Source organism: Rothia sp. BD8, from assembly GCF_044878465.1.
Taxonomy (GTDB): domain Bacteria; phylum Actinomycetota; class Actinomycetes; order Actinomycetales; family Micrococcaceae; genus Rothia; species Rothia kristinae.
In genome coordinates this window covers 67,810-84,285 of the sequence record NZ_JANJES010000001.1, presented here as the reverse complement: position 1 = coordinate 84,285, position 16,476 = coordinate 67,810, and the positions used below count along the sequence as shown (strand labels likewise).

Sequence of the window (16,476 nt, the reverse complement as noted above, 5' to 3'; positions counted from 1 at the left end):
CGTGGATGGGGTGGGAGGATCAGACCTCTTCGACCGAGCTGGGCTCGGCGTGGGAGAGGTCGATGCCCAGCTCGTCGGCGGCCCGGTAGCTCTCGTCCTCGGAGTCGCGCATCTCGATGGCGTGCCCGTCGCTGGAGAGGACCTCCACGTTCAGGCACAGGGACTGCATCTCCTTGATGAGCACCTTGAAGGACTCCGGCACCCCCGGCTCGGGGATGTTGTCGCCCTTGACGATGGCCTCGTAGACCTTCACGCGACCGTGCACGTCATCGGACTTGATGGTCAGGATCTCCTGCAGGGTGTAGGCCGCGCCGTACGCCTCCAGGGCCCACACCTCCATCTCGCCGAAGCGCTGACCGCCGAACTGCGCCTTACCGCCCAGCGGCTGCTGGGTGATCATCGAGTACGGGCCGGTGGAGCGGGCGTGGATCTTGTCGTCCACCAGGTGGTGCAGCTTCAGGATGTACTGGTAGCCCACCGAGATCGGGTCCGGGAACGGCTCGCCGGTGCGCCCGTCGAACAGCTGGGCCTTGCCGGTGGAGTCGATCAGCCGCTCGCCGTCGCGGTTGAGGTTGGTGTGGTCCAGCAGGTCGAAGATCTCATCCTCGTCCGCGCCGTCGAACACCGGGGTGGCGACCTTGGTGGGGCCGGACTCCTTGGGGAAGTTCGGCAGCTTCTCCAGCCACGCCGGGTTCCCCTCGATCTTCCAGCCCTGCTTGGCCAGCCAGCCGGTGTGCACCTCCAACACCTGCCCGATGTTCATGCGCCCGGGCACGCCCAGCGGGTTGAGGATGACGTCCACCGGGGTGCCGTCGGCCATGAAGGGCATGTCCTCCACGGGCAGAATCTTGGAGATCACGCCCTTGTTGCCGTGGCGCCCGGCGAGCTTGTCCCCGTCGGTGATCTTGCGCTTCTGGGCCACGTACACGCGCACCAGCTGGTTGACCCCGGGGGGCATATCCTCGTCGTCGTCCTCGCGGTCGAACACCCGCACCCCGATGACGGTGCCGGACTCGCCGTGCGGGACCTTCAGGGAGGTGTCGCGCACCTCGCGGGACTTCTCGCCGAAGATCGCGCGCAGCAGCCGCTCCTCCGGGGTCAGCTCGGTCTCGCCCTTCGGGGTGACCTTGCCGACCAGGATGTCCCCGGCCTCGACCTCGGCGCCGATGTGGATGATGCCGCGCTCGTCCAGGGCGGAGAGCACGTCCTCGGAGACGTTCGGGATGTCCCGGGTGATCTCCTCGGCGCCGAGCTTGGTGTCGCGGGCGTCGATCTCGTGCTCCTCGATGTGGATCGAGGTCAGCACGTCGTCGGAGACCATCCGCTGGGACAGGATGATCGCGTCCTCGTAGTTCAGCCCCTCCCAGGACATGTACGCCACCAGGAGGTTCTTGCCCAGGGCCAGCTCGCCCTGGTCCGTGGAGGGACCGTCGGCGATCAGCCCGCGCACCTCCACGCGGTCCCCCTCGGAGACCACGACGCGGTGGTTGTAGCAGTTGCCCGGGTTGGAGCGCTGGAACTTGGAGATCGGGTAGGAGGTGGTGGTCCCGTCGTCGTTGCCCACCACGACCAGGTCCGCGGAGACCTCCCGGACCACGCCGGCCTTGCGGGCCAGCACGGAGTCCCCGGAGTCCAGGGCCGCGTAGCCCTCCATGCCGGTGCCGACCACCGGGGACTCGGACTGCAGCAGCGGCACGGCCTGACGCTGCATGTTCGCGCCCATCAGCGCGCGGTTGGCGTCGTCATGCTCCAGGTACGGGATCAGCGAGGTGGCCACGGAGACCATCTGGCGCGGGGAGACGTCCATGAACTGGACCTCGTCCGCGGCGATCGCCTCGGCCTCGCCGGAGCCGTTGGCCGCACGGCACAGGACGGTGTCCTCGGCGAAGCGCTGGTCCTCGGTCAGCGGGGCGTTGGCCTGCGCGATGATCGAGCCCTTCTCGTCATCGGCGGTCAGGTACACGACCTTGTCGGTGACCTTCCCGTGCTCGACGACGCGGTACGGGGTCTCAATGAACCCGAAAGGGTTGATCCGGCCGAAGGTGGCCAGCGAGCCGATCAGGCCGATGTTCGGGCCCTCAGGGGACTCGATGGGGCACATGCGGCCGTAGTGGGAGGGGTGCACGTCGCGCACCTCCATGCCCGCGCGGTCGCGGGACAGACCGCCCGGGCCCAGCGCGTTCAGGCGCCGCTTGTGGGTCAGGCCCGCCAGCGGGTTGTTCTGGTCCATGAACTGCGACAGCTGGGAGGTCCCGAAGAACTCCTTGATCGAGGCCACCACGGGGCGGATGTTGATCAGGGTCTGCGGGGTGATCGCCTCGACGTCCTGGGTGGTCATGCGCTCGCGCACGACCCGCTCCATGCGGGACAGCCCGGTGCGGATCTGGTTCTCGATCAGCTCGCCGACCGCGCGGATGCGGCGGTTGCCGAAGTGGTCGATGTCGTCGGTGTCCACGCGGATGTCCACGGACTGCCCGTCGCGCACGCCCTTCATGGTCGTGCCGCCGTCGTGCAGGGTCACCAGGTAGCGGATCATCGCGACGATGTCCTCCTGGGTCAGCACCGAGGAATCGTTGTCCGCGAGGTTCTTGTCCAGGCCCAGCTTCCGGTTGATCTTGTACCGGCCGACCTTCGCCAGGTCGTAGCGCTTGGGGGTGAAGTACATGTTGTCCAGCAGGGACTGGGCGGCGTCCACCGTCGGCGGCTCACCCGGGCGCAGCTTCTTGTAGATGTCGATCAGCGCCTCGTCGCGGGTCTCGACGGTGTCCTTCTCGAGGGTCGCGCGGATCGAGTCGAACTCGCCGAACTCCTCGAGGATCTTGGACTCGGTCCAGCCCAGGGCCTTCAGCAGCACGGTCACGGACTGCTTGCGCTTGCGGTCCAGGCGCACCCCGACCTGGTCGCGCTTGTCGATCTCCAGCTCGAACCAGGCCCCGCGGGAGGGGATGATGCGCGCGGAGTAGATGTCCTTGTCCGAGGTGCGGTCCGCGGACTTCTCGAAGTAGGCGCCCGGGGAGCGGACCAGCTGGGAGACGACGACGCGCTCGGAGCCGTTGATCACGAAGGTGCCGGACTCGGTCATCAGCGGGAAGTCGCCCATGAAGACGGTCTGCTGCTTGATCTCGCCGGTCTCGTTGTTCATGAACTCGGCCTTGACGTACAGCGGGGCCGAGTAGGTGGCGTCGCGGTCCTTGCACTCCTCCATGGAGTACTTGGGGTCGGCGAACTCCGGCTCGGAGAAGGACAGGGACATGGTGCCCTGGAAGTCCTCGATCGGGGAGATCTCCTCGAAGATCTCGGTCAGGCCGGAGACGGTGGACACGGAGGTGTCCCCGGTCTTCTCCGCCTCGGCGACGCGCTGGGCCCAGCGCTCGTTGCCGACCAGGCGGTCGAAGCTGTCCGTCTGCAGGGCCAGCAGATTCGGAACGCTCAGCGGCTCGTGGATCTTCGCGAATGAGATGCGGGACGCGGAGCCGTCGTGCTGGGCTCCGGTCGCGCCAGCGGCGTCGTTGTTTGAGGTGCTCGAGGCGACCAAGATTGGATCCTTCCACAGACCTGTCTGTACTCGAAGGCTCCCCTTCAGGATCCGACCGCTCCCGCGGGTCCTCGGCGCTGCACGACGCTCACCCGGCGCCCGCGCCGCGCGGTGGCGGCGGCGTCATGCGGTGCGGACGGTGGTCGTGCTGGCGTGGACGGGAGGAAGCTGGATCCATCGGTTGTACCCACCGCTATATGAAGGCACAAAGAACTAGGGAAAGCGCAAATCTCCACACTACACACACCCTGCCGTCCTGTCCAGGGGACGGGCTCAGCGCTTCCCGCGGTCTCGACGACGCCGCCGGGGCGCTCGGGCGCCGGGCTCGGGACTGGAGCTCAGGCGCCGGTGGCCTCGTACCGGCGGACCCCGCCCTCGATGCCGACGAAGCGGTAGGGGCCGGCGGTGACCCGCGGGTTGGCCTGCTGCTCGGCGGCGGAGACCGCCGTGCCCGGGTGCAGCTCGCGGTAGCGGGTGACGTCCACGGGCTCGCGGGCGGCCAGCTGGGCGGCGTGCTCGGCCCGGTGCAGGTGGGCCCGGTAGCCCGGGAGCACCCGCACGGAGAAGAACTCGGAGACCGCCCCGGAGCCGTAGGAGAAGATCCCGATGCGCCGCCCGGTCAGGTCCGCGTCCCCGTCCAGCAGGGCCAGGAGGGCCAGGAACACGGAGGCGGTGTAGCTGTTGCCCACCACGCGGTTGTATCCGACGGTCGGGGCGAGCTCCTCGACCACCTCCGCCTTGGGCAGGGGCTCCCCCACGTGCCGGCGCAGGCGCTGGTGGGCCTTGACCGCCATCATGGTGAAGGGCTGATGGTAGCAGAAGGCGTCGATCTCCTCGAAGGCGGCCCCGCCGTGGGCGCGGTAGTCCTCCCACGCCCCCTCCAGGGCGTCCATGTACGCGGAGATGGAGAACTTCCCCTCCACCAGCGCCGTGACCCGGTGGTTGGGCCGCCAGAAGTCCGGGACGTCCGCGGTGTGCACCCCGGAGGCCGGCTCCACCTCCAGCAGGGCGGGATCGGCCTGCACCAGGAAGGCCACCGCGGCCGCGCCCTGGGTGGGCTCCCCCGGGGAGTCCAGGTCGTAGCGGGCCACGTCCGAGGCGATGACCAGCACCTTCTCCTCCGGGTGCCGGGCCACCACGCCCAGGGCCAGCTGCAGGGCCCCCGCCCCGGAGTAGCAGGCCTGCTTGGTCTCCAGCACCCGGATCTGGGCGGGCAGGCCCAGCAGGGCGGCCACGTGCACCCCGGCGGCCTTGGACTGGTCGATCCCGGATTCGGTGGCGAAGATCAGGGTGCGCAGCCCCTCGACGTCGTTGTCGGCCAGGATCCGGGCCGCGGCGGCGGCGCCCATGGTGACGACGTCCTCGTCCTCGGCGGGCAGGCTCATGGCCTCCTGACCGATGCCCACGGAGAACTTGGCGGGGTCGATGCCCAGGTGCTGGGCCAGCAGGTCCAGGTCCAGGCGGTGGTGGGCGGTGGCGAAGGTGATGTCCTGGATGCCCAGGGCGGGGGTGGTCATCGGGCGTTCCTCTCGATCTTCACGTGGGCGGCCATCAGCTCACCCGGATTGGTCTGGGCGGCCAGCAGGGACAGCTCCCCGCACAGCACCGCGCCCGCGCACAGCACGGCCAGGCGCCGGGCGTTGGCCCCGGGCTCGCGCTCCTCGCGGCAGCCCAGCCGCCGCAGGTTCTCCTCCACGGTCTCCAGCCCCGCGCCCTTGCCGTTGCCCACCGAGCCGACGATGAGGCTGGGCAGGTTGCAGGCGAAGTACAGGTCCCCGTCGCGCACCTCGGCCTGGGTGATGCCCTGGGAGCCCTCCACGATGTTGGCCGCGTCCTGCCCGGTGGCCAGGTAGAAGGCCAGCAGCATGTTGGCGTAGTGGGCGTTGGCCGAGCGCAGCCCCCCGGCCAGGGTGGTGCCGATGAGGTTCTTCTCCGTGTTCAGCCGGGCGATGGCCTCCGGGGTGGATTTCAGCAGCCGCTGCACGATCCGCCGCGGGATGGTCAGCTCCGTGACCACGTTCTTGCCCCGGCCCAGGATCCCGTTGACGGCGGTCGCCTTCTTGTCCGAGCAGAAGTTCCCGGAGATCGAGCCGTACTCCAGCTCGGGGTGCAGCTGGAGGATCCAGGGCATCAGGTGGTCCGCGGCGAGGGTGACCATGTTGTGCCCGGAGGCGTCCCCGGTGGTGAACTCGAAGCGCACGAACAGCAGGTTCCCGGCGTGCTGCACGTGCAGGTCCACCAGCCGGGCGAAGCGCGAGGCCCCGGAGACCACCTCCTGCATCTGCTCCCGGCGGGTGCGCAGGTCCTCGGCGGCGGCCAGCGCGGCCCCGGCGTGCTCGGCGCGGAAGTACACGGAGCGGCTCATCCGCTCGTCCACCAGGGTCGCGCGGATGCCGCCGTCGACGAACGCGGAGACCTTCGCCCCGCGTTTGACGGAGGGCCACAGTGGGGATTCGTAGGTGGCCAGCGGGACGCTGACCTCCTCGCCGTCGATCACGTTGCCGCTGAAGCGCAGCGGGCCGACCCATTGCAGGGGGATGGGGGCGTAGAGGGGCTGATCGGTCATGCGCGGTCCTCCTCGAAGGCGGTGGTCTCGGAGCGCGCGGCCAGGGCGGCCAGGTCCGCTCCGCGCAGGGCGGCGGCGTGGGCCAGGCGGCCCTCCACGAGCACGTCCGTGCGGGTCAGCTCGGCCGGGGTGCGCACCCCGAGCAGGGCGCACAGCTCGCGCAGCCGCTCGGTCCAGGCGCGGATCAGCCCGGTCAGGCGCTCGGCGCCGTCGGGGGCGACGGGCCCGGCGGACCCGGCCGGATCCTCGGCGAGCACGGCGTGCAGGAAGGTCCCGGCCACCCCGACGGCCCGCGCCCCCAGGGCCAGTCCGCGCACGACGTCGTAGGGGTGGCGCACCCCGCCCGAGGCCAGCAGGGCGGGCAGCCGGGTTCCCGCACGGGCGCCGAGGGCGTCGAGCAGGACCATCGGGGCGGACTGCCCGAAGCCCTGCAGGAAGGCGTAGTCGCGCCCGTCGCGCCGGTCGTTCTCGATGCGGGCGAAGTCCGTGCCGCCGCGCCCGGCCACGTCCACCAGCTGGACCCCGGCGCGGGCGAGCTTGGCCAGGGTGGTGCGGGTCATCCCGCAGCCGACCTCCTTGACCACCACCGGCACGGGCAGCTGCTCGGCCAGGGCCGCGATGCCGTCGCACCACGCGGAGAAGCCGCGGGCGCCCTCGGGCATCACGGTCTCCTGCACCGCGTTGATGTGGATCTGCAGGGCGTCGGCCTCCAGGGCCTCCACGACGCGGCGGGCCTGATCCGGGGTGGCCTCGGCGGAGAGGTTGGCCATGACGAAGCCCTCCGGGTTGGCCTCGCGCAGCACCCGGAAGCTGGGCAGGGTGGAGGGGTCCTTGAGGTACATACTCATGGACCCGGTGGCGATCGGCAGGCCGGTGGCCGCCGCGGCCTCCCCGAGGGCTGCGTTGACCGCACCCGTGTGCTCGGAGCCGCCGGTCATGCCGTTGAGGTAGAAGGGCACGGGCCAGCGCACCGGCCCGCGCTCCCCGGCCCAGGGCAGGGTCACGGACAGGTCCACGTCCTCGGCCTCGATCCCGGCCAGGGCCTCGTGCAGCAGGCGCACGTCGTCCCAGTCCGTGGGGACCGGGTCCCGGTGCAGCTGCCGCTGCTGGCCGGCAGCCAGGTGCAGGTGGTCGTCCTTGCGCTGTCCGCTCATGCTGCCGCTCCTCGGCTCATCGGCTGCTCCTCCTCCCGCGTGCGGCGCACGCGCAGTCCCTCGGGGGCCACGGCCAGATCCAGCGGGCGGATCCCGGCCGCACTCCAGGCCGCGCCCAGCTGGCCCGGGTCCGTCTCGCGCGCGGCCAGGGCGATCCCGCAGTCCCCTCCCCCGGCTCCCGAGGACTTCGCGGCCCAGCCGTGCGCGGCGGCGGTCTCGCACAGCACCCGCAGGTGCGGGGTCTCGATGACGGTGCCGCGCAGCGCGGACAGCTCGGCCAGCACCGCGCGGGCCGCCTCCACGGCCTTCCCGGCCGCCTCGACGTCCGCCGCGCGCAGGGCGGCGCGGAAGGCGGTCACGGCGGCGTCGCTGCGCTGCAGCAGGTGCTGGGGGATGCGCGCGGTGCGGCGCACGGCCCCGACCAGCTCGGGGGTGTCCGCGGGGGTTCCGGTCCACCCGATGGCCAGGCGCACCGGCAGGGGCGTGCCGGCGGGCAGGGCCGGTTCCAGGCGCAGCCCGGGCCAGGGAGCCCGCAGGGTGCGGCTCACGCCGTCGCGGGCCAGCATGTCCGCCACGGCCTGGCGGTCCGGGGAGGCGTAGTGCACCCACCCGCCCAGGGCGGAGGCGGCCAGGTCCCCGCCGGAGGTCAGGGTCGTGACCGTGACGGTGGCCATCAGGGCCAGGCGGTAGACCTGCTCGGGGGTGGGATCCAGCCCGTAGGCCGCGGCCACGGCCCCGACGACGGCCACGGTGACCGCCGCGGAGGAGCCCAGGCCGAACTTCGCGCCGGAGACGGCGTCGTCCAGGCCGCTGGTGATGCGCAGTCCGTAGTGGCGCGGGGCCAGCCCGGATTCGGCGCGCCAGGTCTCCACCACGGTGATCGCCGCGCGCACGTACCGGTAGTAGCCCTGGCCCTCCTCGGAGAAGCTCGGCCCGCCCGCACCGTGGCGCCAGGTGACCGGGGTGGGGTCCGGGGCGTGGGGGGATTCCAGCAGCCCGGTCTCCTCCAGGTCCCGCAGCTGCACGGTGACCCGCCGGTCCACGGCCACCAACACGGCCTGGCGTCCCGGCTCCACGACGGCGTACTCCCCCAGCAGGTACAGCTTGCCGGGGGCGTCGGTCGTGACCCGCGGGGCGGGGTCCTCCGGGATCATGCCCGCCCCCGGTCCAGCAGGTGCGCCCCGGGGCCCGCCTGGGCGCTGATCAGCCGGAGATCCGGGAAGCGCTCGGCCAGCCGGTCCCGCAGGGTCGGGACATCCTCGGCGCGGGTCAGCACGGCGACGTTGGGGCCGGCGTCGGCGGTGGCCCAGGCGCCCAGGCCCTCGGCGCGCAGGGCGGCGACGGCGTCGAACAGCGCCACGGAGGTAGGGGCGAGGTAGCGCACCGGGGGCCGATTGCCCATGATCACGGCGTGCATGCGCAGGGCGCTGGACTCGGTGAGCTCTCCGACGGCCTCCACGTCCCCGGCGGCCAGAGCCGCGCGCATGTCCCGCAGATCCTGAGCGGTGGACTGCACCCAGCCGGGGAAGTACGGGGAGGTGGCCACGGTCTCGCGCATCGCGGTCCGGGAGGAGACGGCCTTGGTCCGCGCGGAGACCACCGCGATGACCATGCCGAGCTGCGGGCCGGGCACCTGCTCGGCGAAGGAGGCGGCGTCGGGATCCTCGGCCCCCTTGCCGTCGTGCCAGATCACGAGGTTGCCCAGCACCGAGCGGGCGGCGGAGCCGGAGCCGCGCCGGGCCAGGCGGGAGACGGTGCGGGCGTCCTCCGGCAGGCCGTAGGCGGCGGCCGCCGCGCGGGCCAGGGCGGCGAAGCCCGAGGCGGAGGAGGCCAGCCCCGCCCCGGTGGGCACGGAGTTCTCGGAGACCACCCGCGCGTGCGCGGTGGAGCCGGCCAGCCGGCGCACCAGGTCCAGGAAGGCGGTGACCCGTGCCGCGGAGGTGCCGGTCTGCTCGACGCCGTTGAGGGTGAAGGCGTCCGCGCTCAGTTCCGGGTCCGGGGTGACGGTGGTGGTGGTCGGGAAGACGTCCAGGGTCAGGGAGAGGCTGCCGGTGTGCGGCAGGACGAGCTGCTCGTCGCGTTTGCCCCAATACTTGATCAGGGCGAGGTTGGGGTGGGCCACGGCGGTGGCGGGCTGCCGGCTCACGCGGTGAACTCCTCGGGGTCGATGATCCAGGTCTGGGAGGCCCCGGCCTCCTCCAGGGCCCGGGCCAGCTGGGGGGCGTGGCCCCGGTCCCGGGCCAGGGCGATGATGCAGCCGCCGCGCCCGCCGCCGGTGAGCTTGGCCCCGTGGGCCCCGGCCGCGCGGGCGGTGCCGACCAGGTGGTCCAGCTCCTCGCAGGAGACGGACAGGATCTGCAGGGTCTCGTGCACGGCGTCCATGTGGGCGCCGAGGGAGGCGGCGCGGTCGGCGGCGAGGTCCGCACGGGCGGCGACGGTGTGGTGGCGGATGGTCTCGAAGTAGTCGGCGGCCAGCTCCGGGTCCGAGCGGCGGATCTCCCCGACGGCGGCCACCGCGGAGTGGGTGTCCCCGGGGCGCCCGGAGTCGGCGACCACCAGCGGGGCGGACAGCGCGACCTCGAGGTCCTCGACCCGCCCGGCCTGGAACCAGATGGGCCGCTGGGTGACCACGGTGTAGGCGTCCAGCCCGGAGGGGCTGCCGTGGGCGACCCGCTCCCCGGTCTGGACCAGCTCGTAGCGGGTGCGCTCGTCCAGCTCGGTGCCCATCAGGTCCGCGAGCGCGTTGACGATCGAGGAGGCCCCGGCCGCGCTGGATCCGAGGCCGCGCTCCAGGGGGACGTCGCCCAAGCAGGTCACGTGCACGCCCTCCAGGGGGTGGTGCAGCAGGTCCAGGGTGGATTCGATGGTGGTGACCAGGGAGCCGAGGCGGGCCGGGGCGTGGGCCAACGGGCCGTCGTAGATGTCCACGGTCAGACGCAGCGGGCCGGGCACGGGAGCGGCGGTGGCCTGCAGGCCGATCTTGCGCAGCGGGAAGGCGATGGCGGGCTGCCCGTGGACCACGGCGTGCTCGCCGAAGAGGATGATCTTGGCGTGGGCCCACCCGGTGCCGATGTGCCCGGGGGCCGCGGCGGTGTCGGGCCCCGGGGTCCGGGTGGGGTGGGCGGCCGGGTGCGCGGGGGTCTGCGGGGCCGCGGGGAGGGGGTCGGTGGCGCCGGGTGCGGCGCGCAGGTCCGAGCGGTTCTCGACCGCGCCGTGTTCCATCCTGAGCTGTTTCCGTTCCTCGCCTGTGCTGTGCCGGGCCCCGCGGGCGGCGTCCGCTCGGGGCGCGGCGCGTGGGGGCCGTGGTCCTCCCGCCCGCGGCGAGGGGATCCCCTCGATCCTACGTCCTGTCCCGCGGGAGGGCCCATTCGGCCCCTGTGCGCCCCCGTCAGCACTCGACGACGTTGACCGCCAGCCCGCCCTCCGAGGTCTCCTTGTACCGGTGGGACATGTCCGCGCCGGTCTGGCGCATCGTCTCGATGACCTGGTCCAGGGAGACCCGGTGCTCCCCGTCCCCGCGCAGGGCCATCCGGGCGGCGTTCACGGCCTTCGCCGCGGCCATCGCGTTGCGCTCGATGCACGGGATCTGCACCAGCCCGCCCACCGGGTCGCAGGTCAGACCCAGGTTGTGCTCCATCGCGATCTCCGCGGCGTTCTCCACCTGGTGCGGGGTCCCGCCCATCACCTGGGCCAGTCCGGCCGCGGCCATCGAGGAGGCGGAGCCCACCTCCCCCTGGCAGCCGACCTCCGCCCCGGAGATCGAGGCCTTCTTCTTGTACAGGGTCCCGACGGCGGCCGCGGCGAGGAAGAAGTCCACCACGGCCCGGTCCCGGGCCCGGCGCCCCGCCGTGCGGATGCCCCGCAGGTAGTTCATCGCGTAGTGCAGCACCGCCGGCAGGATGCCGGCGGCCCCGTTGGTCGGCGCGGTGACCACCCGCCCGCCGAAGGCGTTCTCCTCGTTGACGGCCAGGGCGATGAGGTTGACCCAGTCGATGGCCCAGCTGGGCTCCTTGCGCGGATCCTCCTCGAGCAGCTCCCGGTGCCACTGCCCCGCCCGGCAGCGGACCTTCAGCGGGCCCGGCAGGTAGCCGATGCGGGACAGGGAGGAGCCGATGCACTGGCGCATCACCTGGTAGATGTGCAGGATCCCCGCGGTGACCTCCTCCTCCGTGCGGGCGGTGGTCTCATTGGCCAGCTTGATCTGGGCGATGGACAGCCCGGCGTCGTCGGCGATCTGCAGCAGCTCGGCCGAGGAGGTGAAGGCGTGGGGCACATCCGTCAGGCTGTCCCCGCCGGCGGCCTCCTCCCCCTCCTCGATGACGAAGCCGCCGCCGATCGAGAAGTACGTGCGCTGCTGCAGCACCGCCTCATCCGCGTCCACGGCGGTGAAGCGGATCCCGTTGGTGTGCCGCTCGAGCACGGTCAGCGGGCGCAGCACCATCCCGGCCTCGGTCAGCGCGACCTCCGGGCCGGACACCAGGTCCTCCCGGGCGGCCTCGCGCGGCTCGATGCCGGGGGCGAACCCGGCCAGGCGCAGCCGCCCGGTGGCCTGATTCTCCTGCACGAGCCGCTCCGAGGCGGGCACGTCGATGGTCTCCGGGACCCACCCGGCCAGGCCCTTCAGCGTGGCGGACATGGTGCCGTGCCCGGCGCCGGTGGCCGCCAGCGAACCGTACAGGTCCACCCGCAGGTCCGCGACGTCGTCCAGCTGGTGCGCGCGGATCAGCTCCGTGATGAAGCGGTTGGCCGCTCGCATCGGGCCCACCGTGTGAGAGCTGGAGGGTCCGACGCCGATGCTGAACAGGTCGAACACGCTGATGTCGGTGGCCACGGGCCTAGCGCTCCCGCTGGTAGAAGGGCAGCGGGACGACCTCGAACTGCGCGTGCTTCCCGCGGATGTCCACCGTGACCTCGGTGCCGGGCTCGGCCCGGTCCGCGCGCAGGAAGGCCATCGCGATCGGATGGCCCAGGGTGGGCGAGGGGATCCCGGAGGTGACCTCCCCGATCGTCTGCCCGTCCTCCACGATCGCAGCACCGGCCCGGGCCGGGCGCTTGGCCAGGCCACGCAGCCCGACCAGGACGCGGGCGTCCTCGGCCTCGGCCCGCTCACCGGCCCCCTCCAGCCCGGCGCGGCCGACGAAGTCCTCCTTGGCCTTCAGCCCGGCGCGCACCAGCCCGCCCAGGCCGGCCGCGTAGGGGGAGATCCGCGCGCCCAGCTCGTGGCCGTACAGCGGCATCCCGGCCTCCAGGCGCAGCGAGTCCCGGGCCGCAAGCCCCGCCGGCATGACCCCGCGGGACTCCCCGGCCTGGGCGAGCACGCTCCACAGCTGCTCGGCCTGCTCCCGGGCGACGTACAGCTCGAAGCCGTCCTCCCCGGTGTAGCCGGTGCGGGCCAGCAGCACGTCGATCCCGCCGACCACCGCGGGGGCGCAGGCGTAGTAGCGCAGCCCGGACAGCTCGGTGCCGCCGTCGGCCAGGTGCAGCTCCTCGAGCGCATCCCCGAGGATCTCGACGGCGGCCGGGCCCTGCAGGGCCACCAGGGCGGTGGCCGCGGACTCATCGGCCACCTCGGCGTCGAAGCCGGCCCCGCGCACGGTGAGCTCGCGCAGCACGGCGTCGACGTTGGCGGCGTTGGGCACCACCAGGTAGTCCCGCTCGGCCAGGCGGTAGGTGATCAGGTCATCCACCACCCCGCCGTCCTCGGTGGCCATCAGGGAGTACTTGGCCCGTCCCACGGCCAGGGCGCCGAAGGCGGAGACCAGGGCGTGGTCCAGCAGGTCAGCGGCCTGGGGCCCGCGCACCCGGATCTCGCCCATGTGGGAGAGGTCGAACAGCCCGGCGGCCTCGCGCACGGCCTGGTGCTCGGCGACGTCGTTGGCGTACTTCAGCGGCATGTCCCAGCCGCCGAAGTCCGTGAACTGCGCCCCCAGGGCCTCGTGCACGGCGTGCAGGGCGGTGCGGCGCGGGCCGTCCTCGACGGCGGGGGGAACGGGGGTCTCGGTCATGGCGGTTCAGTCCTCCTGGGCCGCGGCGGAGTGCGCGGCGTCGTCGTGGGCGTCGATGTCGAAGGCGGAGATCGGCGGGCACTCGCACACCAGGTTGCGGTCCCCGGCGGTGCCGTCGATGCGGCCCACCGGCGGCCAGTACTTCCCGGTGCGCAGGGCGGGCAGCGGGTAGGCGGCCTGCTCGCGGGTGTACGGCCGGTCCCAGTCCGCGCCCAGCAGGGCCTCGGCGGTGTGCGGGGCGCGGCGCAGCGCGGATTCCGCGGCCGGCACCCGCCCCTCGGCCACCGCGGTCATCTCCGCGTGGATCGCGCTCATCGCGTCGACGAAGCGGGTCAGCTCCGCGAGGTCCTCGGACTCGGTGGGCTCGACCATCAGGGTGCCGGGCACCGGGAAGGCCAGGGTCGGGGCGTGGAAGCCGTAGTCCATGAGCCGCTTGCACACGTCCTCCGCGGTGATCCCGGAGGCCTCGGTCAGCGGGCGCAGGTCCAGGATGCACTCGTGGGCCACGAGCCCGCCGGGCCCGGTGTAGAGCACCGGGAACAGCGGATCCAGCTTCCGGGCCAGCCAGTTGGCGTTGAGGATCGCGGTGCGGGTGGCCTCGCGCAGGCCTTGAGCCCCCATCATCGCGATGTACATCCAGGAGATCGGCAGCACCCCGGCGGAGCCGAACAGCGCCTGGGAGACCGCCTGGGCCCGGCCGGCAGCGGTGCGGGAGGAGCCCGACGCCGCGGCGTCGTGCCCGGCACCGGCGGCGGCCGCATCCCCCGGCAGGTAGGGCAGCAGCTGCTCGGCCACCGCCAGCGGCCCGACGCCGGGCCCGCCCCCGCCGTGCGGGATGCAGAAGGTCTTGTGCAGGTTCAGGTGGGAGACGTCCCCGCCGAAGGCGCCCGGCGCGCCGAGGCCCACCAGGGCGTTGAGGTTGGCCCCGTCCAGGTACACCTGGCCGCCTGCGGCGTGCACCCGGGCGCACACCTCGGCGACGTCCTCCTCGAAGACCCCGTGGGTGGAGGGGTAGGTGATCATGATCCCGGCCAGCTCCTCGCGGTGCTTGCCGATCTTCGCGTCCAGGTCATCCAGCAGGATCGAGCCGTCCTCGGCGGTGGCCACCGCGACCACCCGCAGCCCGGCCAGGGCGGCGGAGGCGGCGTTGGTGCCGTGCGCGGAGGCCGGGATGAGCACGACGTCGCGGCCCTCCTCGCCGCGGTCCCGGTGGTAGCCGCGGATCGCCAGCAGCCCCGCGTACTCCCCCTGGGAGCCCGCGTTGGGCTGCAGGGAGACCCCGGCGTACCCGGTGATCGCGGACAGCCACCGCTCCAGGTCCTCGATCAGCTCCAGCCACCCGGCGGTCTGCTCGGACGGGGCCAGCGGGTGGATCCCGGCGAACTCGGGCCAGGAGATCGGCTCCATCTCCGCGGCGGCGTTGAGCTTCATGGTGCACGAGCCCAGCGGGATCATGGTGCGATCCAGCGCCAGGTCCTTGTCCGACAGCTCCCGCAGGTAGCGCATCATCGCGGTCTCGGAGCGGTGCCGATGGAAGACCGGGTGGGTCAGGTACTCGTCCCGACGGGCCAGCGGCGCAGGGATCTCCCGGCCGAAGCCGGCCCCGGGCTGCCCGTCCGGGGCGGCGTCGAAGGCGGCCAGGACGTCGTCGAGCTGGGCCCAGGTGTGCGGCTCGCCCACCGAGATCCCGAGGGTGTCCGCGTCGATCCGGCGCAGGTTGATCCCGGCGCGCTCGGCGGCGGCCAGCACCGCGTCGGCCCGGCCCGGGACCCGCACGGTCACGGTGTCGAAGAAGTCCGCGTGCACCGGCTCCAGGCCCGCAGCGCCGAGCCCCGCGGCCAGGTAGGCGGCCTTGACGTGCACGTCCTCGGCGATGCGCCGCAGGCCTTGGGGCCCGTGGTAGACGGCGTAGGCCCCGGCGACGATGGCCAGCAGGGCCTGGGCGGTGCAGATGTTGGAGGTGGCCTTCTCCCGGCGGATGTGCTGCTCGCGGGTCTGCAGGGCCAGGCGGTAGGCCGGGCGGCCCGAGGAGTCCGTGGAGACCCCGACCAGGCGCCCGGGCAGGGAGCGCTCCAGGCCCTTGCGCACCGCGAGGAAGGCCGCGTGCGGGCCGCCGAAGAACAGCGGGACCCCGAAGCGCTGGGAGGAGCCGACGGCGGCGTCGGCGCCCAGCGACCCCGGGGAGGCCAGCAGAGTCAGGGCCAGCGGGTCGGAGGCCACGGTGGCCATGGCCCCGGCCTCCTTGGCGGCGGCGATCAGCGGGGCGACGTCGATCAGCTGCCCCTCGGAGCCGATCTGCGTCAGCAGCACCCCGAAGACCGGCTCCTCGGGCAGGGACTGGCCCGCGGCGAAGTCCACGGTGCGGTGCTCCAGACCCAGGGCGTCCAACCGGCCCCGGGTGATCTGCAGGGTCTGCGGCAGCAGCCGGGCGTCCAGCACCGCGACCCCCCGCTTGACCTTCCGGTTGGCCCGGTGCATCAGCAGCACGGCCTCGGCGGCGGAGGTGGCCTCATCCAGCATGGAGGCGTTGGCGATGTCCAGGCCGGTCAGGTCCATCATCGCGTTCTGGAAGTTCAGCAGGGCCTCCAGCCGGCCCTGGGAGATCTCCGCCTGGTAGGGGGTGTAGGAGGTGTACCAGGCCGGGTTCTCCAGGATGTTCCGGCGCAGCACCGCCGGGGTCACGGTCTCGTGGTAGCCCTGCCCGATCATCTGGGCGCGCACCGTGTTCTTCGCCGCGAGCTCGCGGATGCGGGCTAAGGCGGCGGTCTCGTCCAGGGGCTCTTCCAGCCCGGGCAGGGTCAGCTCGTCGGCGCGGCGCACCGATCCGGGCACGGCTGCGTCGATCAGGGCGTCCAGGGAGTCGCGTCCGAGGTCGGCGAGCATGGTCTCGATCTCGTCGGGGCGGGGTCCGAGGTGGCGGTCGAGGAAGGTCATGGCAGCTCCGCTGGGGGTGGGGTCTCGCCTCCCCGCTCTGTCCGGTGACCTGAGGGTTTCGGCCAGCGCCTTGCCCCGTCGGCGGGTCCTGCTGAGGGCCCTCTCCAGAGTCGCCTGGGCTGCGGCGGTACCTTGGCCTGAGAGTTTCCCGGGGAGGGTTTGCTCCTTCGGCGCCCGGTGGGTCCCGGGGCTCTCCCGCCGCGCGTGATCGGCTGGGTCCAGTGTGCCACACCGCACGCGCGGGCGCGTCATCGAGGGGCCGCCGGTGCCGGTCCCGACGCG

General features: G+C 72.8%; 10 protein-coding genes and 1 riboswitch. All 10 genes read right to left on the bottom strand.

What is annotated here, in order from left to right:
• Positions 1 to 19 precede the first annotated feature (19 nt).
• A complete protein-coding gene (gene rpoB, locus NQ707_RS00350; protein ID WP_404434031.1) occupies positions 20 to 3,535 on the bottom strand; it encodes a DNA-directed RNA polymerase subunit beta in 3,516 nt (1,171 codons plus the stop codon).
• 338 nt (positions 3,536 to 3,873) lie between these two features.
• Positions 3,874 to 5,052 carry a hydroxymethylglutaryl-CoA synthase gene (locus NQ707_RS00345; protein WP_055684601.1) on the bottom strand — a complete coding sequence of 393 codons (1,179 nt, stop codon included), beginning with the start codon at positions 5,050 to 5,052 and terminating at the stop codon, positions 3,874 to 3,876.
• Positions 5,049 to 6,101 (bottom strand): hydroxymethylglutaryl-CoA reductase, encoded by a 1,053-nt coding sequence (locus tag NQ707_RS00340; protein ID WP_055684602.1) that lies wholly within the window; start codon positions 6,099 to 6,101, stop codon positions 5,049 to 5,051. Before NQ707_RS00340 ends, NQ707_RS00345 begins: the two co-directional genes overlap by 4 nt.
• On the bottom strand, positions 6,098 to 7,255 hold the full coding sequence (gene fni, locus NQ707_RS00335) for a type 2 isopentenyl-diphosphate Delta-isomerase (protein ID WP_055684603.1): 1,158 nt from the start codon (positions 7,253 to 7,255) through the stop codon (positions 6,098 to 6,100). Before fni ends, NQ707_RS00340 begins: the two co-directional genes overlap by 4 nt.
• Positions 7,252 to 8,409 (bottom strand): phosphomevalonate kinase, encoded by a 1,158-nt coding sequence (locus NQ707_RS00330; protein ID WP_404434028.1) that lies wholly within the window; start codon positions 8,407 to 8,409, stop codon positions 7,252 to 7,254. The genes fni and NQ707_RS00330 overlap by 4 nt, the downstream gene beginning before the upstream one ends.
• Positions 8,406 to 9,401, bottom strand: coding sequence for a diphosphomevalonate decarboxylase (mvaD, locus tag NQ707_RS00325; protein WP_404434026.1), 996 nt, complete (start codon positions 9,399 to 9,401; stop codon positions 8,406 to 8,408). Before mvaD ends, NQ707_RS00330 begins: the two co-directional genes overlap by 4 nt.
• Positions 9,398 to 10,477, bottom strand: coding sequence for a mevalonate kinase (gene mvk / locus NQ707_RS00320; RefSeq protein WP_100464454.1), 1,080 nt, complete (start codon positions 10,475 to 10,477; stop codon positions 9,398 to 9,400). Before mvk ends, mvaD begins: the two co-directional genes overlap by 4 nt.
• 166 nt (positions 10,478 to 10,643) lie before the next feature.
• Complete coding sequence (locus tag NQ707_RS00315) at positions 10,644 to 12,086, bottom strand: L-serine ammonia-lyase (protein ID WP_404434024.1); 1,443 nt, start codon at positions 12,084 to 12,086, stop codon at positions 10,644 to 10,646.
• Between the two features lie 4 nt (positions 12,087 to 12,090).
• The gene (gene gcvT, locus NQ707_RS00310) at positions 12,091 to 13,260 is read right to left on the bottom strand and encodes a glycine cleavage system aminomethyltransferase GcvT (RefSeq protein ID WP_260007635.1); all 1,170 of its coding nucleotides are present in this window, start codon (positions 13,258 to 13,260) and stop codon (positions 12,091 to 12,093) included.
• Positions 13,261 to 13,266: 6 nt separating this feature from the next.
• Positions 13,267 to 16,194 carry an aminomethyl-transferring glycine dehydrogenase gene (gcvP, locus tag NQ707_RS00305; RefSeq protein ID WP_363833870.1) on the bottom strand — a complete coding sequence of 976 codons (2,928 nt, stop codon included), beginning with the start codon at positions 16,192 to 16,194 and terminating at the stop codon, positions 13,267 to 13,269.
• A gap of 115 nt (positions 16,195 to 16,309) precedes the next feature.
• Positions 16,310 to 16,402: riboswitch (glycine riboswitch) on the bottom strand.
• Between the last annotated feature and the right edge of the window lie 74 nt (positions 16,403 to 16,476).

Excerpts from the sequence above, each read along its gene's own strand:
- NQ707_RS00330 (WP_404434028.1), bottom strand. The coding sequence starts at position 8,409 with ATGATCCCGGAGGACCCCGCCCCGCGGGTCACGACCGACGCCCCCGGC.
- fni (WP_055684603.1), bottom strand. The coding sequence starts at position 7,255 with ATGAGCGGACAGCGCAAGGACGACCACCTGCACCTGGCTGCCGGCCAG.
- gcvP (WP_363833870.1), bottom strand. The coding sequence starts at position 16,194 with ATGACCTTCCTCGACCGCCACCTCGGACCCCGCCCCGACGAGATCGAG.
- NQ707_RS00340 (WP_055684602.1), bottom strand. The coding sequence starts at position 6,101 with ATGACCGATCAGCCCCTCTACGCCCCCATCCCCCTGCAATGGGTCGGC.
- NQ707_RS00345 (WP_055684601.1), bottom strand. The coding sequence starts at position 5,052 with ATGACCACCCCCGCCCTGGGCATCCAGGACATCACCTTCGCCACCGCC.
- mvk (WP_100464454.1), bottom strand. The coding sequence starts at position 10,477 with ATGGAACACGGCGCGGTCGAGAACCGCTCGGACCTGCGCGCCGCACCC.
- gcvT (WP_260007635.1), bottom strand. The coding sequence starts at position 13,260 with ATGACCGAGACCCCCGTTCCCCCCGCCGTCGAGGACGGCCCGCGCCGC.